Source organism: Streptomyces sp. yr375, from assembly GCF_900110755.1.
In the GTDB taxonomy this organism is placed as follows: domain Bacteria; phylum Actinomycetota; class Actinomycetes; order Streptomycetales; family Streptomycetaceae; genus Streptomyces.
Genome location: NZ_FOFF01000059.1, coordinates 1 through 25,791, shown reverse-complemented (window position 1 = coordinate 25,791; position 25,791 = coordinate 1). Strand labels below are relative to the sequence as shown.

The following is a 25,791-nucleotide window of genomic DNA, read 5'->3' as shown; positions in this document are numbered from 1 at the left end:
CCGTCACCTCAGCTTCGGGTCGAGGGCGTCGCGGACCGCGTCGCCGAGCATGATGAAGGCCAGGACGGTGAGGGCCAGGGCTCCTGAGGGCCACAGGAGGGCGTGGGGGGCGTTGCGGATGTAGGGGGAGGCGGCGGAGATGTCGATGCCCCAGGAGACCGTCGGCGGCTTCAGGCCCACGCCCAGGTAGGACAGGGTGGCCTCCAGCGCGATGTACGTGCCGAGTGCGATGGTCGCGACGACGATCACCGGGGCGACCGCGTTCGGGGTGATGTGGCGCAGCAGGAGGCGGGAGTTGGTGGCTCCCAGGGCGCGGGCGGCCTGGACGTAGTCGTTCTGTTTGGCGGTGATGACCGCGCCGCGCGCGATGCGGGAGATCTGCGGCCAGCCCAGCAGCACCATGAACCCGATGACCGGCCAGACCGTGTTGCTCGTCACGACGGAGAGCAGCACCAGGCCGCCCAGGACCACCGGGATGGCGAAGAAGATGTCCGTGACGCGGGAGAGGACCGAGTCCCCCGCGCCCGCGAAGAAGCCCGCGAGGCCGCCCAGCACGCTGCCCAGGAGGGCGACGCCGAGCGTGGCCAGGACGCCGACCTCCACGGACGTACGAGCGCCGTAGACCACGCGGGTGTAGACGTCGCAGCCCTGGCCGTCGAAGCCGAACGGGTGGCCCGGCTGGGAGCCTTCCTGGGCCTTGGCGAGGTCGCACTTGAGGGGGGACAGCCAGGTGATGGACCCGGGCCACAGGGAGATGAAGACCAGGAAGAGGATGACCAGGGCCGAGATGAGGAACACCGGGTTGCGGCGCAGGTCCCGCCAGGCGTCGGACCAGAGGGAACGGGCCTCGGTGGGGCCCGTGGCGCGCGGGCCGTCGGGCGCGTCCGACGGCTGCCGCTCCAGGGTCTCGCCCTCCTCCGTGGCCAGATCCATCGCCCCGCCCATGCCTGTGTCGGCGATCGCCCCGTCCTGCGGGGTGCGGCCCGCACCCGGCAGGTGCTGCTCGGGCGGAATCGGCTCAGGCATAGCGGATCCTCGGGTCGAGTACGGCGTACAGGAGGTCGACGATCAGGTTCGCCACCAGGAAGACCAGCACGAGGACGGTCACGAAGCCCACGACGGTCTGGGTGTTCTGGCGCAGAATGCCCTGGTAGAGCTGGAAGCCGACGCCGTGGATGTTGAAGATGCGCTCGGTGACGATCGCGCCGCCCATCAGCGCCCCGATGTCGGTGCCGATGAACGTGACCACGGGGATGAGCGAGTTGCGCAACAGGTGCCGGGTGACGACCCGGTGGCGCGGCAGCCCCTTGGCGACGGCCGTACGGACGTAGTCGGACCGCTTGTTCTCGGCGATCGAGGTGCGGGTGAGGCGGGTGACGTAGGCGAGGGACACCGACGCCAGCACCAGGCCCGGCACGATCAGTTCGCCGAAGGTGGCCGCCGAGGAGACCGACGGTTTGATCCAGCCCCACTCGACGCCGAGCAGCAGTTGCAGCAGCAGACCGGTGACGAAGGTCGGGACGGAGATGACGACGAGGGTGAGGAGCAGGACCCCGGTGTCCTCGGGCCGGCCCCGGCGCAGCCCGGTGACGACGCCCAGGGTGATGCCGATGACGATCTCGAAGAGGATCGCCACGAGCGTCAGCCGGATGGTGACCGGGAACGCCGACGCCATCAGCTCGGTGACCGGCTGGCCGTTGAACGCCGTACCGAAGTCTCCGGTGAAGACGTTCCCCATGTACGTCAGGTACTGCTGCCAGACCGGCTTGTCGAGGCCGAACTCCTTCTCCAACTGGGCGGCGGTGGCCGGATCGCACTGCCGGTCACCGCACAGGCCCGCGACCGGGTCGCCCATCACGTTCACCATCAGGAAGATCAGCAGCGTGGCTCCGATGAACACCGGGATCATCTGGAGCAGCCGCCGGATCACATACCGGCCCACGGCGGGTCAGCCAACCTTGATCTCGTTGTAGACCGGGACGGAGAACGGGTTGAGCTTGACGTCCGAGAGCCGGTCCGAGTAGCCGGCGCTGCCGTTCTGGTACCAGAGCGGGATGGCCGCCATGTTGTCGCGGACGACCTCCTCGGCCTTCTGGAAGGTCTCCACCGCCTTCGCCGTGTCGGTCTCGGCGTTCGCCTGGTTGACGAGCGTGTCGAACTCCTTGTTCGACCACTTGCCGTCGTTGGAGGAGGCGTTGGTGTAGTAGAGCGGCTGAAGGAAGTTCTGGATGAGGGGGTAGTCCATCTGCCACCCCGCCCGGAACGGGCCGGGCATCTTGTGGTCGCCGATCTGGTTGCGGAAGTCCGCGAAGGTACCGACCGGGTTGCCGACGCACGCCTTGTCGTTGCCGAGCGCGTTGTTGATGGAGTTGCAGACCGCGTCGACCCACTGCCGGTGCGAGCCGGTGTCCGCGTTGTATGTGATTTTGACCTGGCCGCCGGGAAGGCCGCCGCCCTCCTGGATCAGCTTCTTCGCCGCCGCCGGGTCGTAGTCGCAGGCGTCCCCGCACAGCCCTTCCTTGTAGCCGCCGGCCGCGCCGAGCACCGGTGAGGTCCAGTCGGTGGCGGGGGTGCGGGTCTTCTGGAAGATGGTCTCGGTGATCTGCTTGCGGTCGATCGCGCGGGAGAGACCGGTACGGACCTTGTCCGAGCCGGGCTTGTTCCAGGCCTTGTCGTAGTAGGGGAAGGCCAGGGTCTGGATGATGCCGGCGGGGGTGCTGAGGTAGCGGCCCCCGAGGTCGCTCTTGACGTTCTTGAGCTGGGCGGCGGGCACGTCGTCGACCAGGTCGAGGTTGCCGGCCATCAGGTCGGTGTAGGCGGTGTTGTTGTCGGTGTAGACCTTCAGGGTCACGCCGCCGTTCTGCGCCTTGTCCGAACCGGGGTAGCCGTCCCACTTCTTCAGGACCATCTGGGACCCCTTGGTATAGGAGTCGATCGTGTACGGCCCGTTTCCGATCGGTTTCTTGAGCCAGCCGGCGTGGTCGGTGAAGAAGGACTCGGGCAGGGGGGCGTAGGCGGGGTAGCCGAGGACGTCCGGGAAGGTGGAGAACTTCTGCGTGAGCCGGACCGTGAACGTCTTGTCGTTCACGACCTTGAGCCCGGCGAGGGTGTCCGCGCTCTGCTTGCCGCCGTCCGCCGGGTGGGTCTTCGTGTAGCCGTCGATGTACTCGAAGAAGTACGCGTTCTTCTGGTTGTTCTTCAGGCTCGCACCGTAGTTCCAGGCGTCCACGAAGGATTTCGACGTCACTTTTTGGCCATTACTGAACGTCCAGCCGTCCTTGACGGTGATCGTGAAGTTCTGGGAGTCCGTGGTGTCGATCTTCTCGGCGAGCATGTCCTCGGCCGCGCCGGTCTCCGGGTTGTACTTCTTCAGGCTGCGAAAGACCATGTCGAGGACCTTGCCGCCCTGCACCTCGTTGGTGTTGGCGGGCTCCAGGGGGTTCTGCGGATCCCCCCAGGAGGAGCTGAGCACCGCACCGCCGTCGCCGCCCCCGCTGCCGCTCCCGCCGCCCCCACAGGCGGTGGCCGCGAGTACCGCCGCCACCCCGCAGGCGGCCCACTTGGCGTGCGTGGCTCCACGCATGGATGCCTCCTCATTGACAGCTCTTTACCTGCCTGATCCGTTAACGGTCAATATCAACTCAAAAGACGCGTAGTGCACACGGACCGCGCCCAACAGAGGCCGCTGGAGGGCTGTTCGAGGGATGAAGGCGAGATGGCGCAAGAGCGCCGCGCGGAGACAGCAGGTTCCTGCTGGGGGGTCGAAAAGGATCTTCCGCCCAGGTCACAATGGATCTACTCTTCGGTAGGCAACGGGTCGCCGCCATCCGATGCGGAACCGTTGGAATGCGTCCACAGGATGTACGCATTCCGACACCAAGGCATCCGGATATCGAACTCGTTGACCGTTTAGCCCCGTTGGCCCGAATTTGGACACGGGACGATTACGGCGCGCTACACGCGTAGCTACGGTAGGGTCAAGTCCAAGTAAAGAAGGTAAAGAGAAGACCAAGGCAGACCAGAATTTATTGACCTTGAATGAATTACGTTGAAAAAGTCCCGCGTAGCCCGTAGGGAGTGCCCTGCGGAGTCATCAGACCCTCCCTTGGGCCAGGAGCACCATGACCCCCCCAACTCCATCAGCGGCTGCCCCGCTTGAGGTGACCGACGCGAGCGTCGAGAAGTCGACCACTTCCGACGCCCCGAAGGCCAGCGAGAGCCGGTCTCCCGGGCGACTGGCATGGAAGCGCTTCAGGCGCGACCGCACCGGCGTCATATCCGCCTATGTCGTGATCTTCTTCTTCGTGATCGCGATCGCCGCTCCGCTGATCGCCAAGCTGTACGGCAAGGACCCCTACACGACGTACGCGAGCGATCGTCCGGAGCTGCTGAACGCCTTCGCGTACCCGGCCGGTCCGAACGGCGGCATGAGCTCCGAGTTCTGGTTCGGCGTCGAGCCCCAGCTCGGCCGCGACGTCTTCACGTTCCTGCTGTACGGCATCCGGACGTCGCTGGGCATCGCGGTCGCGGCCACCCTGCTGACCACGCTGGTCGGCGTCGTCGTCGGTATCACCGCCGGCTACCTGGGCGGCCGGACCGACTACCTCGTCGGCCGGATCATCGACATCCTCCTGTCGTTCCCGTCCACGCTCTTCTTCATCGCCTTCATGCCGGTCGTCTACGGCGTGTTCGTCGCCCCCGACGAGGACGTGCCGACCGCACTGCGCGCCACCTGCCTGATCCTCGTCCTGTCCGCGTTCGGCTGGGCGTCCATCGCCCGACTGCTGCGCGGCCAGGTACTCGGGCTGCGCGAACGGGAGTTCGTGGAGGCGGCGAAGGTCACGGGAGCGTCACCGCGACGCATCGTCTTCAAAGAGCTGCTGCCGAACCTGTGGACGCCGATCATCATCCAGTCCACGCTGATGCTTCCGGCCTACGTCACCGCCGAGGCGGGTCTCGCCTTCCTCGGTGTCGGGATCATCGACCCGACACCGGACTGGGGCGTCATGATCCAGCGAGGCGCCACGTTCTACACCGAGGACATCACGTTCATGCTCTTCCCGGGCCTGTCGATGGTGATCTTCGTCCTCGCCTTCAACCTGCTCGGCGACTCGGTGCGTGACGCACTCGACCCCAAGTCCAAGCGGTAGTCCCAGCGGTAATCCCAGCGCTCCCCGGCCAGGTTCAACGACGTCCGGCTGGTTTCTTCGTCCCGACTGACCTCGACAGGCAGGCTCTCCATGTCCTTTTCCCGTAGAACCTTCATGATCGCGACCGGCGTCGCCGCCGCGGCCTCCACCACGGTGCTGTCCGCGTGCAGCAGCAGCTCCGGCGGCGGCTCCGCGTCGGACGACGCCCCCAAGGTGAGCGGCTCGAAGACCACCGAGATCCCGGTCGGCACGAAGGCCGACTCCACCGGCCCGGCGCCGGAGGTCAAGGGCGCGGTCAAGGGCGGGACGATCTACTCGCTCGACCAGTTCGACATGGACCACCTGGACCCGGCGCAGATCTACGTGTCGACCGAGGGCGCCATCACCCGTCCGATCTCGCGCGGTCTGACCGGCTACAAGATCGACGAGAAGGGTGGCTGCATCCTCGTCGGCGACACCGCGACCGACGCCGGCACGATGAAGGACGGCGGCAAGACCTGGACCTTCACGCTGAAGGACGGCGTGAAGTGGGAGGACGGCTCCGACCTCTCCACGACCGACGTCAAGCACACCTTCGAGCGCCTCTTCGCGGCCTTCGTCACCGAGGGCCCCCGCTACGTCCAGCAGTTCCTGGTGGGTGGCGACAAGTACAAGGGCCCGTACGAGGGCAAGAGCCTCGCCTCCATCGAGGTCGAGGGCAAGACCATCACCTTCCGCCTCAACGAAGCCCGCACGGACTTCAACTACACGCTCGCGATGCCCGGTTACGGTCTCGTGCCGAAGGCGAAGGACACCAAGGAGAAGTACGACAAGCAGCCGTTCTCCTGCGGTCCGTACCGCATCGCGAGCCGCAGCATCGGCAAGTCGATGACCTACGTGCGCAACGAGCACTGGGACCCGAAGACCGACGCGATCCGCAACGCCTACCCGGACAAGTTCGTCTTCCAGTTCGGCTTCGAGCTGGTCGCGTCCACCGACCGCTACATCGCGGACAAGGACAACGACCAGTACGCGATGTCGATCTTCAACGAGGTCGCGCCGGAGCGCATAGCCCAGGTGCTCACCAACGCCACGCTGAAGAAGCGCGTCCTCACGCAGGTCGACACGGTCACCTACTACTGGCCGATCAACATGACCCGCGTCAAGGACCTCAAGGTCCGTCAGGCCATCAACCACGCCTGGCCGCACCAGCAGATCCAGACCATCGGCGGCGGCGCGTCCACCAGCGAGGTCGCGACCACGATCCTGGCCCCGGTCACCCCCGGCTACACCAAGTTCGACCTCTACGACGTGGCCAAGAAGCCCGGTGGCGACCCGGCGAAGGCCAAGGCCCTGCTGAAGGAGGCCGGCAAGGTCGGCCAGAAGCTGGTCATCGCCTTCCAGCAGTCGGACACCCAGGTCAAGGTCGCCGTCGCCGTCAAGAACGCGCTGGAAGAGGCCGGCTTCACGGTCGTCACCAAGCAGGTCGACAAGTCGACCTTCTACACGCAGATCGGCAAGATCGACAACGACTTCGACCTGTTCGGCGCCGGCTGGAGCCCGGACTGGCCGAACGGCTACTCGGTCTTCTACCCCTGCTGGAGCGGCAAGAACATCGGCGACGGCCGCAGCAACTACGCGCAGCTCAACGACCCGAGCGTCAACAAGGCGATCGACGCCGCCGCGAAGATCGCGGACGTCTCGGAGGCCAACAAGGCCTGGGGCAACATCGACCGCATGATCATGGAGCTCGCGGCGGTCGTGCCCGACTACCACAAGATCCGCAACTGGATGTACGGATCCAAGGTCGGCAACGTCGTGTACGACGGCGGCAACACCTGCATCGCGCTGTGCAAGCTCTACGCGATGAAGTAATCGCGGCACACCCACCCGGGGGCGGCCATTCATATGGCCGCCCCCTGCGGCCCACCCCCCTCAGCCTCCCGGCGACGGCGCCCCGTCCGGAAAGTCACGCCTCATGCTCCGCTTCCTTGTCCGCCGAGTCATCGGCGCGCTGGCCATTCTCCTGATCATCAGCGCCGTCACCTTCTGGCTCTTCTACGCCGTGCCGCGTGACCCCGCCATGATGTCCTGCGGCAAGAACTGCACGCCGGACGTCCTCGCGCAGATCCGGCACAACCTGGGCATCGACAAGCCCATGCCGGTCCAGTACTGGCTGTGGCTCGTGGGCGTCTTCGCCGGACGCAACTACCCCGGCTACGACTACTGCAACGCGCCCTGCCTCGGCTACTCCTTCGCCAACCGCGAGCCGGTCTTCGGCACGATCATGGACCGGCTGCCGACGACCCTGTCGCTCGCCTTCGGCGCGGCCATCGTCTTCCTGATCCTCGGTGTCGGCGCGGGCATGCTCGCCGCCCTCAAGCAGGGCCGGATGCTGGACAAGGTCGCCAGCTCGGCTTCGCTGCTCGGGTCCTCGCTGCAGATCTACTTCGTCGGCTACATCGCGATGTTCTTCTTCGTCGCGAAGCTCGGCATCCTCGACCAGCCGTCCTACACCCCCCTCACCGACGACCCGGTCGCCTGGTTCTCGGGACTGCTGCTGCCCTGGCTGACCCTCGCCATCATCTTCACCGCCAACTACACGCGTATGACGCGCTCCCAGCTCGTGGAGCAACTCAGCGAGGACTACGTCCGCACCGCCCGCGCCAAGGGCCTGTCCCGGACGAACGTGTTCTTCCGGTTCGCCTGGCGAGGCGCGATGGGCCCCATCGTCACGGTGTTCGGCATCGACCTGGGCACACTCATCGGCGGCGCGATCATCACCGAGTCGACGTTCAGCCTGCAAGGCATCGGCCGGCTCGCGGTGAAGTCCGTGGACCAGAGCGACCTGCCCATGCTGCTGGGCGTGACCGTCCTGGCCGCCAGCGCGATCGTCTTCTTCAACATCGTCGTCGATGCCGTCTACGCCCTCATCGACCCGCGGATCCGGCTCGCCTGACCTCCGCCAAGCCCCCTACCTCTCGCATCACCCCCCAGGAGCGTCCCCGTGACGAGCACCGATCAGCAGCCCTTCCTGTCCGTCAGGGACCTGAAAGTCCATTTCTCCACCGAGGACGGCATCGTCAAGGCCGTCGACGGGCTCTCCTTCGACGTACTGAAGGGCAAGACGCTCGGCATCGTGGGCGAGTCGGGTTCCGGCAAGTCGGTCACCAACCTGGCCGTTCTGGGTCTGCACGACCGCGACCGCACGGCGATCGAGGGCGAGATCCTGCTCGACGGCAAGGAGCTGCTGACCGCCTCCGAGAAGGAGCTCGAGCAGCTCCGCGGCAACAAGATGTCGATGATCTTCCAGGACGCGCTGGCCTCGCTGTCGCCGTACCACACGGTCGGCAAGCAGATCGGCGAGACCTACCGCAAGCACACGGGCTGCTCCAAGCAGGAGGCCCGGGCGCGCTCCATCGAGATGCTGAAGCGGGTCGGCATCCCGCAGGCGGAGACCCGGGTGGACGACTACCCGCACCTGTTCTCCGGCGGTATGCGCCAGCGCGCGATGATCGCGATGGCGCTGGTCTGCGACCCGGAGCTGCTGATCGCCGACGAGCCGACCACGGCCCTCGACGTGACCGTGCAGGCCCAGATCATGGACCTGCTCAAGGATCTCCAGCAGGAGTTCGGCACGGCCATCATCTTCATCACCCACGACCTGGGCGTCATCGCGGACATCGCCGACGACGTCCTGGTGATGTACGGCGGCCGGTGCGTGGAGCGCGGCACCAAGCGGGAGGTGCTGCGCTCGCCGCAGCACCCCTACACCCTCGGCCTGCTCAGCTCGATGCCGAGCCTGGACCACCCGGTGGACGTGCCGCTGAACCCGATCCCGGGTTCGCCGCCCTCGCTGCTGAACCCGCCCACGGGCTGCCGCTTCCACCCTCGGTGCACCTTCGCCGAGAAGGTCGAGGGCGGCCTGTGCGCCACCGAGCAGCCGCCGCTGCAGATCACGAACGGCCGGGGTTCCGCCTGCCACCTGACCTCCGCGCAGCGCGCCGAGTACTTCACCGACCTCGCCGGCAGCGCCGCGAACTGACGTACAAGAGACGGGATTTCACCACCATGAGCAGCACCACTCCCCTCCTGGACGTCTCCGGGCTCACCAAGCACTTCCCGATCAAGGGCGGCTTCCCGATCCGGCGTACGGTCGGTGCCGTGCAGGCCGTCGACGGGCTGGACTTCCAGGTCGCCGAGGGCGAGAGCCTGGGCCTGGTCGGCGAGTCCGGCTGCGGCAAGTCGACGACGGGCCGGCTGATCACCCGGCTCCTCGAGCCGTCCGGCGGGCAGATCTCGTACCGCGGGCAGGACATCACGCACGCGGGCCGCAAGCAGTTGGCGCCGATCCGGTCCGAGATCCAGATGATCTTCCAGGACCCGTACGCGTCGCTGAACCCGCGGCAGACCGTCGGCAAGATCATCTCCGGGCCGATGGAGATCAACGACATCAACCCGGCGGGCGGCCGCGAGGCGCGCGTACGGGAACTGCTGGAGATCGTCGGCCTCAACCCGGAGCACTACAACCGCTTCCCGCACGAGTTCTCCGGCGGCCAGCGCCAGCGCATCGGCGTCGCCCGCGCGCTGGCCCTCGACCCGAAGCTGATCGTCGCCGACGAGCCGGTGTCGGCGCTCGACGTGTCGATCCAGGCGCAGGTCGTCAACCTGCTCCAGAAGGTCCAGAAGGACCTGGGCATCGCGTTCGTCTTCATCGCCCACGACCTGGCCGTCGTACGGCACTTCTCGCAGCGCGTCGCGGTCATGTACCTCGGCAAGATCGTCGAGATCGCCGACCGCGACGACCTGTACGGCAACCCGCGCCACCCCTACACCCGGGCGCTGCTGTCGGCGGTGCCCGAGGCCACGGTGCCGGACGAGGGCGCCCCCGCCCGCGACCGCATCCGCCTCGTCGGCGACGTCCCCTCCCCGATCAACCCGCCCTCCGGCTGCCGCTTCCGCACCCGCTGCTGGAAGGCCACGGAGAAGTGCGCGACCGAGGCCCCGCCCCTGGTCCAGGCCGAAGGCAACAACTCCGGCCACCTGACGGCCTGCCACTACCCGGAAACAGCGGACGTCGTGACCGAGGTCCCGACCCCCCGCCTGTCCAAGGACGACGCCGAGGCAACGTCCTGACCGACCCCCATGAGCGAAGGCCTGCGCCGAACCCGCCGCGGGCCTTCGTTTGTTCTTCCTGGCTCCGGTTCGGCCCCGTGGCTACCCTCGAGCCATGGACTACGCGAAGATGCGGACGATCGCCGAGGAACTCACGGCGTACGCCGAACACCTGGAAGGGTCCTGGACCGTCGAGATCGGGCCTTCCGGGCCGTTCCTCGCCATGATGAGCCCGTCCAAGCGCCATGAGGGCACGGTCCGGCGTATTTGCAAGCAGTTGGACGAGCAGCTTCTCACCACGCATCCCGGCTACATCTGCGCGAACGGTCCCGAGATCGAGCACCCCGCGATCGGCAGGATGCGGCGTCCGGACGCCGTCGTGATCCCCGAGGACGTGCTCGACGAAGAGGGCCTCGCGGTCGATGCGACGCGGGTGCTGGCTGTCGTCGAGATCGTCTCCCCGTCCAATCCCGACAACGACTACGGCGACAAGCTCGCCGAGTACCCCGCGATGGGCATCGCCCACTATCTGATCGTCGATCCCCGCACCGGGACCATCGAGGTGCACTCCGACCCCTGCAAGGACCGCTACCAGCACAAGGACCCGTACATTTTCGGCGACACGGTGCCCTTCGGGCCGTGGACGCTGGAGACCGCCGCCTTCCTTCGTTACGGGAGGACGCGCCCGTAGGCACAAGAGCCTGCCCCGTGCGTGCGTCCGTCCGTGCAGGATCCATGCGCCAGCCGAACACCTCGCGTGCACTGTGGTGACTCGCGTGGTTCGAGTACGGGGGTGCGGCATGGAGATCCAGTTGCTGGGGTGTGTCGAGGCGTGGGCTCGGTGTGGGGGCAGGATGCCGCTTCCGCACGGGACCAAGCTGCTGTTGGCGGCGCTGGCCTGGACGCCCGGGGCGTTCGTGGCCGACGAGGTGCTGATCGAGCGGGTGTGGCAGGAGCGGCGGCCGCAGCATCCGGTGGACGCGCTGTACATCCAGGCCACCCGGCTGCGGAAGGCGCTGCGGGCCGACGGGCAGCACGGCGACGGGTTCGAACTGGCCCGTAAGCGGGGCGGGTACGTGCTCGCGATCGATGAGGAGCGAGTGGACATCGCCCGGTTCCGGGGGCTCGTCCGGCAGGCGCAGCAGGCCGCGCGCGCCGGGGAGGCCGACAGCGCCCTCGGACTGTACGCGCGGGCGCTGGAGCTGTGGCGGGGCGAGCCGTTGTCCGACGTGCGGACGGCCTGGGCGGAGTCGGCGCGGGTGGCACTGCGGCGCGAGCACCGGGAGGCGCTGGTCGCCAGCACGGAGCTGCATCTGCGGGTGGGGCGGCACGAGGAGTGCCTGCCGCAGTTGCAGTGGCTGGCCGACATGCACCCGTTCGACGAGAAGGTCACGGGCCTGCTGATGCTCGCCCTGCACCGCGCCGGACGTCAGGCGGACGCGCTGGACTGCTTCCGGGTGCTGCGGCAGCGCATGGTCGACCTGCTCGGCTGCGAGCCCGGGCCGGAGCTGCGGTCCCTCCAGGAGCGCGTCCTCGCCCGCGATCACCGGCTGCTGCCGCCCAGCACCTATGCGGGGGCCGCCTGCTGACGTCAGCCGTCGTCAGCCGTCGAAGTGGTCCGTCAGGTACAGGGTCAGGCGGGACTCCGCGTCCGGGGGGAGTTCACGGTGGCTGTGGCTTTGGTGGGGGACGGGGGTGCTGGGCTCGGGGCTGGTGTCCAGTTGCGCGTACGACTTCTTCGCCGCCGTCCTCGCCTCGTGCGCCAGCGCCGTATCGCCCTCCGCCTCGTGGGCCGCGGCCAGGGCCGCCGTCGCGTGGGCGTGCAGGAGGCGTTGGCCGGAGCTGTGGGCCAGGGTGCGCGCCCGGTCCGCGGCGGCGGCGGCCTCGGCGGGGGCGCCGGTGTCCAGGAGGGTCAGGGCGGTGGTGAGGTGGACGCGCGGGAGGGTGAGCGGGTTGCCGTCGGCCGCCAGGCCTTCCGCGCGCTCCAGGTGGTCCAGGGCGTCGGCGGGGCGGCCCTGGGCGCGGGCCAGATCGGCACGGGCCAGCAGGACTTCGACGAGGCCCGCGCGGTGCCCGGTGCGCTCGGCGATCTCGAACGCGGCGTCGAGGTGTCCGGCCGTCTCGTCGGCGCGGCCCGCGCGCAGTTTCACGCAGGCGAGCCCGACCAGGCTGTCGACCTGGCAGTTGCGGTTCTCCACCCGCCGGGAGACGGCGAGGGCGTCCTCGTAGGCGAGCAGCGCGCGGTCGCCCTGGCCGGCGTCGGCGCGGACCCGGCCCAGCGCCTCCAGGGCCACCGCCTCGGTGTAGGTGGAGCCGGAGTCGCGGGAGACGACGATGCAGGCGCGCAGCGCCGCCGTCGCCTCCTCGAACCGGGCCTGCTTCTGGAGGATCAGCGCGAGGTTGACGAGGGCCATCGCACGGTTGTGGTGAACGGTGTCGCCGATCAGGTCGAGAGCCGCGCGCGCCGCCTCCTCCGCCGCGTCCAGGCGGCCCAGGGCGAGGTTCAGGGACGCCGTGTTGATCAGCATGATCTCGACGTTGCGGACGTTGCCCAGGGTACGGTAGAGCGCGAGGGCGCGGTCGTAGCAGGGCAGCGCGCGGCGCAGTTCGCCCAGCAGTTTGAGGGTGACGCCCTTGCCCTGGAGGCTGCCCGCCTCGCCGTACGCCCAGCCCGCCCGGCGCGCCAGCTCCTCCGCCTCCTCGTACTCCACCAGCGCGCCCCGCAGGTCGCCGGCGCGCCAGCGGGCGCTGCCCAGGGACAGGCACATGGCGGCCTGGCCGACCTCGTCGCCGCCGCGCTGCGCCACCTCCCGGGCGAGGGTGGCCAGCCGCATCCAGTCGGACAGCGGACGGCGGTGGTGGAAGAGGTCCTGGAGCGCGTCCACCAGCCACCACACGTACGGCGCGGGCCCGTGCTCGGCGGCGTGGCCGATCGCGGCGGCGATGTCGTCCCACTCGCCGTCGAACCAGGCGTACGCCTCCTCGGCCCCGGCGAACTCCCGTGGCAGGGACCCCTCGACGGCGTCCGGGCGGGTGCGCATGACGTACAGGCCGGCCGTGGTGGCCGCGTTGACGACGCTCTGCAAGTAGTGGTCGAGGACCCGGGTGACGGCGGCGGCCCGCTCCTCGGGCGCGTCCTCGGCGGCGCTGCGGTCGCGGGCGTACTCGTGCACGAGGTCGTGCCAGGCCGGGCGGCCGTGCTCGATGTCGCGCAGCAGGTGCACGCGCTGGGCCAGCCGCAGCAGATCGGCGAGGGCGCGCTCGTCGAGCCCGACGGCAGCGGCGGCGGCCGGCACCGAACGGCCGGTGCCCGGCAGCACCCCCAGGCAGCGGAAGGCACGCCGGGCCTCGTCCGGCAGCGCCCCGTAGGACAGGTCGAGCGCGGCCCGTACGGCGACGGACTCCTCGCCCTCGACGTGCAGCCGCGCCAGCCGGCCCCGGTCGGCGAGGTCGCGGACGTAGGCGCGGATGCTGCCGGGCCGGTCGCCGATCCAGGAGCCCGCGACGCACAGCGCGAGCGGCAGGCGGTCGCAGAGCTCGACGAGCCGGGCCGCGGCCTCCGGGTCGGCGGCCACCGCCGCCGCACCGGCCGCGCCGCTGATCAGCTCCAGCGCGGCGGCGCTGTCGAGGACGTCGCAGGAGACCCGGTAAGCGCCGTCCAGGGTGACCAGGCCGCTGAGCTTGTCGCGGCTCGTCACCAGCGTCAGGGACCCCGCCGAGGCGGGCAGCAGCCGCCGTACGGACGTCGCGTCGGCCACGTCGTCCAGGACGACCAGCACCCGGCGGTCCGCCAGCAGCGTCCGGTACAGCGCGGTCTGGGCCTCCGCGCCCAGCGGGATGTCGCGCGGGGCGCAGCCCAGGCCCTGGAGGAGCAGCGGCAGGGCCTCCTCGGGGGTCATCGGCTCGGCGTTGTCGAAGCCGCGCAGGTCGAGGAAGAGCTGACCGTCGGGGAAGCGGTCGGCGACCCGGTGGGCCCAGTTCAGCGCGAGGGCGCTCTTGCCTACGCCCGCCGGTCCCACGATCACGGCGAGCGGTTCGGCGGTGCGCAAACCGACGTCGAGGAGGTCGAGTTCGCGGTCGCGGCCTACGAACCGGCGTGGTGTGGGCGGGAGTTGACGCGGCACGGGCCGTTCGGCGGCGGGCGCGGGGGCGGGTGGCGCGGCCTGCCGCACCGCCGCACCGCTGCTTGAACTGCCGCCGGTGGAACCGGACATGGCACCGGTTCCGGTTCTGGTGCTGTCGCCGGTGCTGTCGCCGCGCAGCAGGCGCTGTTGCAGGTTGCCGAGGCCGGCCGAGGGCTCCATGCCCAGTTCGTCGACCATGCGGCGGCGCAGCGCGGAGTACAGCTCCAGGGCCTCGGCGCTGCGGCCGTCCTGGTGCAGGGCGCGCATCAGCAGGCCGTGCGGGCGTTCGCGCAGCGGGTGGGCGGCGGTGAGCCGGAGGAGTTCGGCGATGGCCTCCCGGTGCCGGCCGGTCTCGATCTCCGCCTCGGCCATGCCCTCCTGGGCCACGAGGTGCAGTTCGCCGAGGCGTTGCCGCTCGGCCTCGCGCACGGCGACGTCCGACAGGTCGGTCAGCGGTTCGTCCCGCCACAGCGCGAGGGCCTGTTCGCCGCAGCGGCGGGCGGTGCGCCACTCACCCTCGGACGCGGCGCGCGAGCCGTCCCGGATGTGGTTCTCGAAGGCCAGCAGGTCGAGTTCGGCGGGGCCCGCGTGCATGACGTAGCCGGGCCGCCGGGTGGTCAGCAGCTCCGTCCCGACCGGGCCGAGCGCGCGCCGCACCTCCGCGACGAGCGCCCGTACCCGGGCCGCGCCCGCGCCGGGCGGACGGTCGTCCCACAGGCACTGGATCAGCCGGTCGACGGAGACGACGTGGTTGGCGTGCAGCAAAAGCACCGTGCACAGCGCACGTTGCCGGCCGGTGAGGACGACGGCCCGTCCGTCGATCTCGACGTCCAGGGGTCCGAGCAGGCGGAACCGGGGCCGTGGGGAGAGCATTCACTGAACGTAGTCCAGGGGCGACGGCCGGGCAACGCCGACCCATGCCAAGGAGACCCCAAGGACCGCCGGGGCCAGCGGGATCCGGCCACCGCCAAGCCAAGCGGGGGCGGGCGCCGCATGTCCCCCGTCGGCCGCCCGCCCCGCACCACCAGTCTCGGCGAGCCGTCTTTCCGACGCCTTTCCGATGTCTTTCAACGGTCCTTCAACGGTCTTTCATGCGGCTACGAGCCGGTCGTGCCGTCGATCAGTTCGCGCAGGATGTCGAGGTGGCCGTTGTGCCGGGCCGTCTCCTCGGTCAGGTGCAGGAGGATCCAGCGCAGGTCCACCTGCCGCCCGTCGCCCGCGGCCCGCCGCGCCCTGGTGCCGAGGTCGTGCCCGGCGACCAACTTCCGGTAGCGCGCGCTGTGTTCGGCGTACTCGTCGAGGAGTTGTGCAAGCGGGAAGTCGACGGCGATACGCATCTCGCGGTCGGGGTCCTCGTCGGTCCACGGCCCCTCGTCCTCCTCGCCGAGGAACACGACCTGGAACCAGTAGTACTCGACCCAGCGGAGGTGGTTGACCAGGCCGCTCGGCGTCATCAGCGGCGAGCCGGGCAGGGGCGCCTTGCGGGCGTCCGGGTCGGAGAGGCCCTCGCACTTGGCGCGGACGGTGTCACGGGCGTAGTCGAGGAACGTGGTGAGCTGGGTGCGCTCGTCCCACGCGGTGGGCATGTCGTCTGTTCTCGTCATCGCGCCGAGCATGGACGGCCGCCGGACCGTTTGTCGAGGCGATTGCCCGGCGGGCCGTTCACGGCCGTTCACGCCGTTCATGACCGAGGCCCGGGCGCCCCCGTCGAAGGGGTACCCGGGCCTCGGTCGTGAACGGCCGTCGGATCAGCCGTACTTGGTGGATCAGCCGTGCTTGGCGCGGCTCGCCGTGCGGGCGCGGTCGCGCTGGTCGAGGACGACCTTGCGGATGCGGACCGCCTCCGGGGTCACCTCGACGCACTCGTCGTCGCGGCAGAACTCGAGGGACTGCTCCAGCGACAGCTTGCGCGGCGGGACGATCGCCTCGAACGAGTCGGCCGAGGCCGACCGCATGTTGGTGAGCTTCTTCTCCTTGGTGATGTTCACGTCCATGTCGTCGGAGCGCGAGTTCTCGCCGACGATCATGCCCTCGTACACCTCGGTGCCGGGCTCGGTGAACAGCACGCCGCGCTCCTGGAGGTTCGTCATCGCGAACGCGGTGACGGCGCCGGAGCGGTCGGCGACCAGGGAGCCGTTGTTACGGGTCGTCAGCACGCCGAACCAGGGCTCGTGGCCCTCGTGGATCGAGTGGGCGATGCCCGTGCCGCGCGTACCGGTCAGGAACTCCGTACGGAAGCCGATGAGACCACGCGACGGGACGACGAACTCCAGGCGGACCCAGCCCGAGCCGTGGTTGGACATGTTGTCCATCCGGCCCTTGCGGACACCCATGAGCTGCGTGACCGCGCCCATGTGCTCCTCGGGCACGTCGATCGTCATGCGCTCGACGGGCTCGTGGGTCTTGCCGTCGATCTCCTGGGTGACGACCTGCGGCTTGCCGATGGTCAGCTCGAAGCCCTCGCGGCGCATCTGCTCGACCAGGATGGCGAGCGCCAGCTCACCACGGCCCTGGACCTCCCAGGCGTCGGGACGCTCGGTGTCGAGGACGCGCAGCGAGACGTTACCGATCAGCTCGCGGTCGAGGCGGTCCTTGACCTGGCGGGCGGTGACCTTGCGGTCCTTGACGGCCGCCTTGTTCTCCGCGCCCTTGCCGGTGCCGCCCCGGCCGACCAGCGGCGAGGTGTTGGTGCCGATGGTCATGGAGATGGCCGGCTCGTCGACCGTGATGAGCGGCAGCGCGATCGGGTTCTCGGGGTCGGCGAGGGTCTCGCCGATCATGATGTCCGGGATACCGGCGACGGCGCAGATATCACCGGGGCCGGCCATCTCGGCGGGCTTGCGGGTGAGCGCCTCGGTCATCAGCAGCTCGGTGATGCGCACGTTGGACATGGTGCCGTCGCGCTTGATCCACGTGACGGTCTGGCCCTTGCGCAGCTCGCCCTGCTCGACGCGCAGCAGCGCGATACGGCCGAGGAAGTTGTCGGCGTCCAGGTTGGTGACGTGCGCCTGGAGGGGGGCCTCCGTGTCGAACTCCGGAGCCGGGACGTGCGACAGGATCGTGGAGAAGAAGGGCTCCAGGCTGTCGCTGTCGGCGGGGACGGTGCCGTCCTCCGGCTTGGTCAGCGAGGCCACGCCGTCCCGCGCGCAGGCGTAGACGATGGGGAACTCGATCTGCTCCTCGTCCGCGTCCAGGTCGAGGAAGAGGTCGTACGTCTCGTTGACGACCTCGTCGATCCGGGAGTCGGGGCGGTCGGTCTTGTTGATGCACAGGATGACCGGCAGACGCTGCTGGAGCGCCTTGCGCAGCACGAAGCGGGTCTGCGGCAGCGGGCCCTCGGAGGCGTCGACGAGCAGCACCACCGCGTCCACCATCGACAGACCGCGCTCGACCTCGCCGCCGAAGTCGGCGTGACCGGGGGTGTCGATGATGTTGATGGTGATGACGTCCCCCCCGTCCTTGGGGTGGTACTTCACCGCCGTGTTCTTGGCGAGGATCGTGATGCCCTTCTCACGCTCCAGGTCGTTCGAGTCCATCATGCGGTCGTCGAGCGACTCGGCGGCGTGCGCGGCGAAGGCGCCGGCCTGCTTGAGCATGGCGTCGACCAGAGTCGTCTTGCCGTGGTCGACGTGGGCGACGATGGCTACGTTGCGAATGTCGTGGCGCGTGGCCATAAAGCGGCGTTCTCCCGGAGTGTGAGGGCGACCCTGCTGCGTACGTCTGTGTTACGCGGGCCCTGCCGGGCTTGACACGCCACGGCCTCACCCCATCGTACGTGGCCCCGCGGGGGTAGGCCTCCGCAGGGCCGTACGGTTCATCCGGCGATCACTTCGCGCTCACTTCCCGGCGGGGCTCCCGGCGGCCTTCGCGCCCTTCTTCAGGAAGCCCATGTCCTCGTAGACGGGTGTCTGGAAACCGAAGGCGCCGGCGTTGGCCACGGTCTTGCGCACGGCTGTGAGCTGCGGACGCTGGTAGAGGGGAATCGATCCGGCGGCGGCCCAGATGCGGGAGTCGGCCTTGCGGAGCAGGGACCGTCCCTTGTCCGCGTCGAGGGTCGAGATCGCCTGGTCGAACAACTGATCGACCTGGTCGGTGCCGACCCTTGTGTAGTTCTGCTCGACGCTGAGCGAGCCGTCGGCGGCCGGCACCGGCTTGGCGTAGATCGGCCGGGCGTCGGTGGCGGGGAAGGCGGACGCGGGCCACGAGTACAGCGCCAGGTCGTACTCCCCGGAGGCGATGTGGTCCTTGAAGTAGCTCGCGTCGGAGACCTTGGTGATCTCCGTGCGGATGCCGACCTTGCCCAGCATCCGCGTGATCCGGTCGGCCACCGCCCCCAGCGACTCCGAGCCAGGACCGGACGGCAGCACGAACCGCAGGCTCAGCGCCTTGCCGTTCTTCGCCAGCACCTTCGTCACGGCCCCGGCCGGTGCGGCGCTGCCCTTGGCGGCGGCAGCGGTGGCGCTCGGCGAGGCGGTGTCCTTCGGCGCGGCCGTGCCCTTCGGGGCGTAGGCGCCGGGGGCGCCGCCCTGGTGGAGCCGCTGCTTGTACTGCTTGCCGTCCTGGGCGAGCTGCCGCCCGTCGTCCTCGTCCTTCCTGGCGGGGGCCTTGTCGTCCTCGCCGACGATGTACTTGCCGCCGTCGCCGTCCGCCGAGTCGTCGTCGGCCTTCTTGCCCGCGGCCTTGCCCGCCGACCCGGCCGCCTTCTCGCCCTTCTTCTGCTCCTTGACCGGCCCGCCGAGCACCCAGCCGGCGTCCGCGAGCAGCGCCCGCGCCTCGGTGGTGTCCTGGCCGCCGAGCGCCCCGCTGTTGTCCGCGTACACGTCCTGCCCGGCCAGCGCCAGATGGCTGCCGACGGGCTCCGCGGGCAGGCCCAGCGGCTTGAGCACGAGCCTGGCCAGGTCCTTGCGGTCCAGCGCCCGCGCGACGGCCCGCCGCACCCGCTCGTCCGCCAGCGGCCCGTTCGCGCCGTTCAACGCCAGTTGCGTGTACGCGGGCTCCAGCGACCGGCGCACCTCGAACGCGCGCAGCGCCTTCTGCTGCTGCTCCCACTGCGCGATCGCCTTGGTCAGCTTCGTGTGGGCCTTCGCCTTGTCCTCGGCGTCCTCGCCGCCCTCGCCCTTTTCGGACTCCTCCTCGTCGGCGGCGTGGGCGAGGGCCCAGGAGCGCAGCGCCTTCGCGGCGGTACGGCCGGAGCCGGGACCGGCGAGCGGTCCTGCCGTGCCGTTCGCCGCGCCGTCGACGCGCTGCGCGGCGGTCGGGTCGACCTCGGCCAGGTCGAGCTTGCCGGCGGCCAGCGCGGTCGCCCGCTCACCTCGCGGTACGGCCGTCAGCACGATCTCGGAGAGCTTGGCCGGCCGCCCCCACCAGCGCGGGCTGCGGGTGAGGCTCACCTGCTTGGCCTTGCGGTCGACCTTCTTCACGAGGAACGGCCCGGCGGTCACCTTCAGCTTGCGGCGCGCCCCGTCGTTGAAGGCGTCGGGCGTGCCCATGACGTCCTTCGGGTACAGCGGCGAGAACAGCGACCGCCAGTCGGCGTAGGGGCGGCTGAAGGTGACCCGGACCTCCAGGTCGTTGGCGCCGCGCTCGATCTTCTCGATGCGGTCGTAGCCGGCGTTGCGGGCGGTCCAGTAGGCGCTGTCCTTGCCCGACAGGGCGCGCCACTGGGCGGCGAAGTCGGCGGCGCCGATCTCCCGGCCGTCGCTCCACACGGCCTGCTGGTTCAGCTTGTACAGCACGACCTGCTTGGGCTCGGTGTCGACGACCTTCGCGGACTCCAGGTAGTCGGCGTCGCGCTGCGGCCGTCCGTTCACGTCGAGCCGGTACATCGCGGGCAGGACGGCCTGGGCGACCCGGGTCGTCGTGGCGTCGGCGTCCGACTGGAAGGTGTTGAAGGTGTCCGGCACGGTGTCCACGGCCCAGCGCAGCGTGCCGCCCTCGGCGACCTGGCCGCGGGCGGCGGGGGCCACGTCCTGCCGGGCCAGGGGCCGGCCGGCCTCGTCCGCCGACCCGCAGCCGGCCAGCAGGGGCACCGCGAGCGCCCCCGCGGTGAGGAAGGCGACCGAGCGCAGGACCGCGCGCGGGCCGACGCCGTCGTGGGTCATGGACATCTCTGGTACCTCCGGGGAGCCGCTGCCAGTGCGTTCCGAGCACATGCGTTGCGATCAAGTGGGTTCTGATCGCGTGCGTTCTGATCACATTTGGCGGTATTTTGGATTTGATCAGATCTATTGCTCACTGAAGAGGAAAGGGTTCGCCTGCCGGAAGCGACACGGCGGCGGGGCGGTTCAAGGCCACTCGTGCGGAGCAACAGGGCGGGCGCCCCGCTCCATGCGCGGCCGCCGGATCCGCCAATCGCTGCACACGCCTTCACACCGACCGGTGTGACGCGCAACACTCGCAGGCGCATGAACGTTGCCGTCCCGGGCCCAGCCGCCCATGGAAGCGAGGTACGTCATGTCCGTGCACGACGACCTGACATCGGTGCAGCGCAGTCTCGACGACCTCTCCCGGTCCGTCGGCCGCCTGGAGCAGCAGCTCGGCGGCGGCGGTCTGGAGATGCGCCGGGTGCGCACCGACGCCGACCATCTGCGCGAGAGCCTCGCGCTGCTGCGGGAGGCCGCCGCCCAGCCGGCCGCGCCGCGCAAACCCGAGCTGGTCACCATCCCCGACACCCCGTACGACGACTCCCTGTGGATCGACACCGACGACGAGGGCCTGGGTGCCCGGGACCGACACGCACCCTGACCCGAACCGACCTGACCCGACCGGAGTCCTGAGTTGGCCACTGGTACGGAACCCCCGCCCACCGACCCCCGTCCCCATCCCCGACAACCCTCGAGCGGCGTACGAGGCGCAGGGCGCGCCGCGATCGCCGCGCCCCATCTGCGGACCGACCGCTGGTGGCTGGCCCCCGCCGCCACCGCCGCCGGTCTGCTGGCGTTCATCGCCTACTCCACCTGGCGGGCGTTCGCGAACGCCGACTACTACGCGGCGCCGTACGTCTCGCCGTTCTACTCGCCCTGCCTGGCGGAGAACTGCGACACCATGCGCCACGGCCCCAACGCGGATCTCTTCGGCGGCTGGTGGGGCATCTCGCCCGCGATCATCATCCTGGTCTTCCCGCTCGGCTTCCGCCTGACCTGCTACTACTACCGCAAGGCCTACTACCGGGGCTTCTGGGCCTCGCCCCCGGCCTGCGCGGTGGCCGAGCCGCACGCGAAGTACACCGGCGAGACCCGCTTCCCGCTGATCCTCCAGAACATCCACCGGTACTTCTTCTACGCGGCGATCGTGGTGGCCGGGATCCTGACGTACGACACCGTGCTGTCCTTCCGCGACGAGCACTACCGCTGGGGTCACATGGGCCTGGGCACCCTGGTCTTCCTGCTCAACATCACGCTGATCTGGGCGTACACGCTCTCCTGCCACTCCTGCCGGCACATCGTCGGCGGCAAGCTGAAGCACTTCTCCAAACACCCCGTGCGCTACCGGGCGTGGCGGCTGGTCGGCAGGCTCAACGCCCGGCACATGCTGCTGGCCTGGGCGTCGCTGGTGAGCGTGGCACTCGCCGACTTCTACGTGTATCTCGTCGCGTCCGGCGTCTTCGACGATCCGAGGTTCTTCTAGATGAGTGAGGCCCGCTGATGTCCGTGGTCGACCGCCAGGAGTGGGACGTCGTCGTGGTCGGCGCGGGAGGCGCCGGACTGCGGGCCGCCATCGAGGCCCGGGAACGCGGCGCCCGGACCGCCGTCATCTGCAAGTCGCTGTTCGGCAAGGCGCACACGGTGATGGCCGAGGGCGGCATCGCGGCGGCCATGGCCAACGCCAACGAGCACGACAACTGGCAGGTCCACTTCCGCGACACCCTGCGCGGCGGCAAGTTCCTCAACCAGTGGCGGATGGCCGAGCTGCACGCCCAGGAGGCCCCCGACCGGGTGTGGGAGCTGGAGACCTGGGGCGCCCTCTTCGACCGCACGAAGGACGGCCGCATCTCACAGCGCAACTTCGGCGGCCACGAGTACCCGCGCCTCGCGCACGTCGGCGACCGTACGGGCCTGGAGCTGATCCGCACCCTCCAGCAGAAGATCGTCTCGCTCCAGCAGGAGGACAGGAAGGAGACCGGCGACTACGAGTCCCGCCTCAAGGTCTTCCAGGAGTGCACGGTCACCCGCATCCTGAAAGACGGCAGCCGGGTGTCGGGCGTCTTCGCGTACGAGCGCGAAACGGGCCGTTTCTTCGTCCTCCAGGCGCCCTCCGTGGTGATCGCGACCGGCGGCATCGGCAAGTCGTTCAAGGTGACGTCGAACTCGTGGGAGTACACCGGCGACGGCCACGCGCTGGCCCTGCTCGCGGGCGCGCCGCTGCTCAACATGGAGTTCGTGCAGTTCCACCCGACGGGCATGGTCTGGCCGCCGTCGGTGAAGGGCATCCTCGTCACCGAGTCGGTCCGGGGCGACGGCGGAGTACTGCGCAACTCCGAGGGCGAACGCTTCATGTTCGAGTACATCCCGGACGTCTTCAAGGAGAAGTACGCCGAGTCGGAGGCGGAGGGCGACCGCTGGTACGAGGACCCGGAGAACAACCGGCGTCCCCCCGAACTGCTCCCCCGCGACGAGGTCGCCCGCGCCATCAACTCGGAGGTGAAGGCGGGCCGCGGCTCCCCGCACGGCGGGGTCTTCCTGGACGTGTCGACGCGCATGCCGGCGGACGTCATCCGCCGCCGACTCCCGTCCATGTACCACCAGTTCAAGGAGCTGGCGGACGTCGACATCACCGCCGAGGCGATGGAGGTCGGGCCGACCTGCCACTACGTGATGGGCGGCATCGCGGTCGACTCCGAGACGGCCGCCGCGCGCGGGGTGCCGGGCCTGTTCGCGGCCGGCGAGGTGGCCGGCGGCATGCACGGCTCCAACCGCCTCGGCGGCAACTCGCTCTCCGACCTGCTGGTCTTCGGCCGCCGGGCAGGCCTGCACGCGGCGCGGCACACCGCCGACCTCGCCGACCGGGGACGCCCGGCGGTGGACGACGAACAGGTCGACGCGGCGGCGGCGGAGGCACTGCGCCCGTTCTCGGCGGAGGGCCCGGCCGCTCCCGACGGCCGCCCGCCCGAGAACCCGTACACCCTCCACCAGGAGCTCCAGCAGACGATGAACGACCTGGTCGGCATCATCCGCCGCGAGGGCGAGATGGCACACGCCCTGGAGAAACTGGCCGAGCTGCGGGTACGGGCCCGGCGGGCCGGAGTGGAGGGCCACCGCCAGTTCAACCCCGGCTGGCACCTGGCCCTCGACCTGCGCAACATGCTGCTCGTCAGCGAGTGCGTGGCCCGGGCGGCGCTGGAGCGCACGGAGTCGCGCGGCGGCCACACCCGCGAGGACCACCCGACGATGGACCGCCGCTGGCGCAACGTCAACCTGCTGTGCGCGCCGGTCGACCCGGTCGGCGGCCCGGGCTCGGCGGACCCCGCCCACGGCCAGATCACCCTCACCCGCGAGACCACCGAACCCATCCGCCCCGACCTGCTCGCCCTCTTCGAGAAGGAGGAGCTGGTCAAGTACCTCACCGAAGAGGAGCTGTACGAATGAGCGGCTACGACGCCCACTTCAAGGTGTGGCGGGGTGATGTGCGGGGCGGCGAGCTGGCCGACTTCGAGGTCGAGGTGAACGACGGCGAGGTGGTCCTCGACATCATCCACCGCCTCCAGGCCACCCAGGCGCCCGACCTCGCCGTCCGCTGGAACTGCAAGGCGGGCAAGTGCGGTTCGTGCTCGGCGGAGATCAACGGACGGCCCCGGCTGCTGTGCATGACCCGCATGTCGGTCTTCGACCGCACGGAGACGATCACCGTCACACCCCTGCGCGCCTTCCCGGTGATCCGCGACCTCGTCACGGACGTCGGCTTCAACTACCAGAAGGCCAGGGAGATTCCGGCGTTCGTACCGCCGGAGGGCGTCGCGCCCGGGGACTACCGGATGATGCAGGAGGACGTGGACCGCTCGCAGGAGTTCCGCAAGTGCATCGAGTGCTTCCTGTGCCAGGACACCTGTCATGTCGTCCGCGACCACGAGGAGAACAAGACGGCCTTCGCCGGCCCCCGCTTCCTCATGCGCGTGGCCGAGCTGGACATGCACCCCCTGGACGCGGCCGACGCATCCGGCCTGGACCGCAAACGCACAGCCCAGGACGAACACGGCCTCGGCTACTGCAACATCACCAAGTGCTGCACAGAGGTCTGCCCCGAGGGCATCAAGATCACGGACAACGCCCTGATCCCGTTGAAGGAACGCGCGGTCGACCGCAAGTACGACCCACTGGTGTGGCTGGGCTCGAAGATCAGGAGGCGGTCGTCGTAGGGGGGAGGGTCGGCGGGAGGGTGCCGCGCCCGGGACGCTGGGCGCGGAACTGAACCAGCAGCCCCACCATGAACACGATCCAGCCGGCCCACGCGACGTAGGCCGACGAGCCGTGCGGCGGACCGTTCAGCGGCCCCACGAAGGTCCACACCGCTCCCCCGACGGCGGCGGTCAGCGACCCGTAACCCCACAGCCTCGGCCGCAAAACCCTGGACCGCCCCCACGGCGCAACCCAACCGGTCACGATCCCGGCCACACCACCCCCGCCGAGAACCACCAAGGCCAGCGCGGACACCCCCACCAGTACCAAGTGCATGCCGCTCATGATCCCAGGATCCCCAACACCCGCAAGAGATTCGACTCAGCGATGTCCCGCAGCGGCCCGGGCCTCGGAAAATCCCCGTCCAGCAGCCGCAACGGGCCAGCGACGAGGGAGAGGTGCAGGGCGAGCCGGTAGAACGCCAGCCGATCCTCGTCGAGTTCGAGGCCGGGGGCGCGGAGCCGGTCGTACCACGTGCCGAAGCGCAGGGCGAGGAAGGCGTGTTCGTGCTCGACGTCGAAGTACATCAGGCCCTCGATGTCGATCAGGACCGGTTCGCCGTCCAGGGTCAACAGGACGTGGTCGGGGCCGAGTTCGCCGTGGACGAGGGTGTGCCGGGGGCGTGGCCGGACGGCTGCGGCCAGGGCGCGCACTCGGTCGTCGATCTCGTCTCGCCGCGCGCTGACGCGGGCGTCCCGGCGGGCGGCCTCGGCGAGGTCGCGCAGGGCGCCGTCGCGGACGACCTGGACGCAGGAGGTGCCGTGCGAGGAGAGGCCCGCGTCGACGACGGCGACCTTGCCTTGACATGCTCCTCGTCCTGAAGGACGAGGATTCTGGCCTTCTCTACCGGTTGCTGTGCCGCTACGCGGCACAGTTTCCGATGGGGAATCCGTGGCTTCCTGTTTCTTCACGCTGTGCCAGAACGAGTTCTGGTCTTACCGGCGCTCCGCAGGCCGATACCGCCAGTCCGGCGGCCGTCTTCACGTTGATCGCGGCGTTGGTGTCCCGGTCGTGGACGGTGCCGCAGGCGCT

General features: G+C 69.7%; 19 protein-coding genes and 1 pseudogene. 11 read left to right on the top strand and 9 right to left on the bottom strand.

The features are described from left to right. Positions 1-3: 3 nt before the first annotated feature. From BMZ82_RS35160 to BMZ82_RS35150, 3 genes are read right to left on the bottom strand one after another with little or no spacing between them, the layout of a single operon-like run. Positions 4-1,026 carry an ABC transporter permease gene (locus BMZ82_RS35160; protein WP_093781464.1) on the bottom strand — a complete coding sequence of 341 codons (1,023 nt, stop codon included), beginning with the start codon at positions 1,024-1,026 and terminating at the stop codon, positions 4-6. After that, entirely contained in the window at positions 1,019-1,942 is a 924-nt protein-coding gene (locus tag BMZ82_RS35155; protein ID WP_093781463.1) for an ABC transporter permease, read from the bottom strand. The genes BMZ82_RS35160 and BMZ82_RS35155 overlap by 8 nt, the downstream gene beginning before the upstream one ends. Before the next feature lie 6 nt (positions 1,943-1,948). Beyond that, positions 1,949-3,583, bottom strand: a complete 1,635-nt coding sequence (locus BMZ82_RS35150) for a peptide ABC transporter substrate-binding protein (RefSeq protein ID WP_093781462.1) — start codon at positions 3,581-3,583, stop codon at positions 1,949-1,951. 577 nt (positions 3,584-4,160) lie between these two features. Here BMZ82_RS35150 and BMZ82_RS35145 point away from each other — a divergent pair. The 7 genes from BMZ82_RS35145 (at position 4,161) to BMZ82_RS35115 (ending at position 11,833) form a co-directional block, all read left to right on the top strand. Further along, positions 4,161-5,150 (top strand): ABC transporter permease, encoded by a 990-nt coding sequence (locus tag BMZ82_RS35145; RefSeq protein WP_093781461.1) that lies wholly within the window; start codon positions 4,161-4,163, stop codon positions 5,148-5,150. A gap of 90 nt (positions 5,151-5,240) precedes the next feature. Further along, the gene (locus BMZ82_RS35140) at positions 5,241-7,004 is read left to right on the top strand and encodes an ABC transporter substrate-binding protein (protein ID WP_093781460.1); all 1,764 of its coding nucleotides are present in this window, start codon (positions 5,241-5,243) and stop codon (positions 7,002-7,004) included. Between the two features lie 103 nt (positions 7,005-7,107). Beyond that, on the top strand, positions 7,108-8,088 hold the full coding sequence (locus tag BMZ82_RS35135) for an ABC transporter permease (RefSeq protein WP_093781459.1): 981 nt from the start codon (positions 7,108-7,110) through the stop codon (positions 8,086-8,088). A gap of 48 nt (positions 8,089-8,136) precedes the next feature. After that, positions 8,137-9,174, top strand: a complete 1,038-nt coding sequence (locus BMZ82_RS35130; RefSeq protein WP_093781458.1) for an ABC transporter ATP-binding protein — start codon at positions 8,137-8,139, stop codon at positions 9,172-9,174. A 26-nt stretch (positions 9,175-9,200) separates the two neighbouring features. Continuing rightward, complete coding sequence (locus BMZ82_RS35125) at positions 9,201-10,265, top strand: ABC transporter ATP-binding protein (protein WP_093781457.1); 1,065 nt, start codon at positions 9,201-9,203, stop codon at positions 10,263-10,265. A 94-nt stretch (positions 10,266-10,359) separates the two neighbouring features. Further along, on the top strand, positions 10,360-10,935 hold the full coding sequence (locus BMZ82_RS35120; RefSeq protein ID WP_093781456.1) for a Uma2 family endonuclease: 576 nt from the start codon (positions 10,360-10,362) through the stop codon (positions 10,933-10,935). 163 nt (positions 10,936-11,098) lie between these two features. Continuing rightward, on the top strand, positions 11,099-11,833 hold the full coding sequence (locus tag BMZ82_RS35115) for an AfsR/SARP family transcriptional regulator (protein WP_256252276.1): 735 nt from the start codon (positions 11,099-11,101) through the stop codon (positions 11,831-11,833). 12 nt (positions 11,834-11,845) lie between these two features. On the opposite strand, the gene BMZ82_RS42575 is transcribed toward BMZ82_RS35115, so the two are convergent. From BMZ82_RS42575 to BMZ82_RS35095, 4 genes are all read right to left on the bottom strand, one after another. Beyond that, positions 11,846-15,241, bottom strand: a complete 3,396-nt coding sequence (locus BMZ82_RS42575) for an AfsR/SARP family transcriptional regulator (RefSeq protein ID WP_093781454.1) — start codon at positions 15,239-15,241, stop codon at positions 11,846-11,848. A 224-nt stretch (positions 15,242-15,465) separates the two neighbouring features. Next, on the bottom strand, positions 15,466-15,972 hold the full coding sequence (locus BMZ82_RS35105) for a DinB family protein (RefSeq protein ID WP_093781488.1): 507 nt from the start codon (positions 15,970-15,972) through the stop codon (positions 15,466-15,468). A 162-nt stretch (positions 15,973-16,134) separates the two neighbouring features. Further along, complete coding sequence (typA, locus tag BMZ82_RS35100; protein ID WP_093781453.1) at positions 16,135-18,042, bottom strand: translational GTPase TypA; 1,908 nt, start codon at positions 18,040-18,042, stop codon at positions 16,135-16,137. Between the two features lie 162 nt (positions 18,043-18,204). After that, entirely contained in the window at positions 18,205-20,469 is a 2,265-nt protein-coding gene (locus BMZ82_RS35095) for an ABC transporter family substrate-binding protein (protein WP_093781487.1), read from the bottom strand. Positions 20,470-20,821: 352 nt separating this feature from the next. Here BMZ82_RS35095 and BMZ82_RS35090 point away from each other — a divergent pair, with 352 nt between their 5' ends. Genes BMZ82_RS35090 through BMZ82_RS35075 form a run of 4 tightly spaced genes read left to right on the top strand, consistent with a single transcriptional unit; the run spans position 20,822 to position 24,719 of the window. Then, on the top strand, positions 20,822-21,112 hold the full coding sequence (locus BMZ82_RS35090; protein ID WP_093781486.1) for a hypothetical protein: 291 nt from the start codon (positions 20,822-20,824) through the stop codon (positions 21,110-21,112). Between the two features lie 33 nt (positions 21,113-21,145). Continuing rightward, a complete protein-coding gene (locus BMZ82_RS35085; protein WP_093781452.1) occupies positions 21,146-21,994 on the top strand; it encodes a hypothetical protein in 849 nt (282 codons plus the stop codon). Between the two features lie 17 nt (positions 21,995-22,011). Beyond that, positions 22,012-23,952, top strand: a complete 1,941-nt coding sequence (locus tag BMZ82_RS35080) for a fumarate reductase/succinate dehydrogenase flavoprotein subunit (RefSeq protein ID WP_093781451.1) — start codon at positions 22,012-22,014, stop codon at positions 23,950-23,952. After that, positions 23,949-24,719 carry a succinate dehydrogenase/fumarate reductase iron-sulfur subunit gene (locus tag BMZ82_RS35075; RefSeq protein ID WP_093781450.1) on the top strand — a complete coding sequence of 257 codons (771 nt, stop codon included), beginning with the start codon at positions 23,949-23,951 and terminating at the stop codon, positions 24,717-24,719. Before BMZ82_RS35080 ends, BMZ82_RS35075 begins: the two co-directional genes overlap by 4 nt. On the opposite strand, the gene BMZ82_RS35070 is transcribed toward BMZ82_RS35075, so the two are convergent. Further along, positions 24,700-25,044, bottom strand: coding sequence for a hypothetical protein (locus BMZ82_RS35070; RefSeq protein ID WP_143098969.1), 345 nt, complete (start codon positions 25,042-25,044; stop codon positions 24,700-24,702). The two genes, BMZ82_RS35075 and BMZ82_RS35070, sit on opposite strands and share 20 nt — an antisense overlap. After that, positions 25,041-25,559: pseudogene (locus BMZ82_RS35065) on the bottom strand (phosphotransferase); the annotation flags it as partial. The gene BMZ82_RS35070 and the pseudogene BMZ82_RS35065, both read right to left, overlap by 4 nt. Positions 25,560-25,791 lie beyond the last annotated feature (232 nt).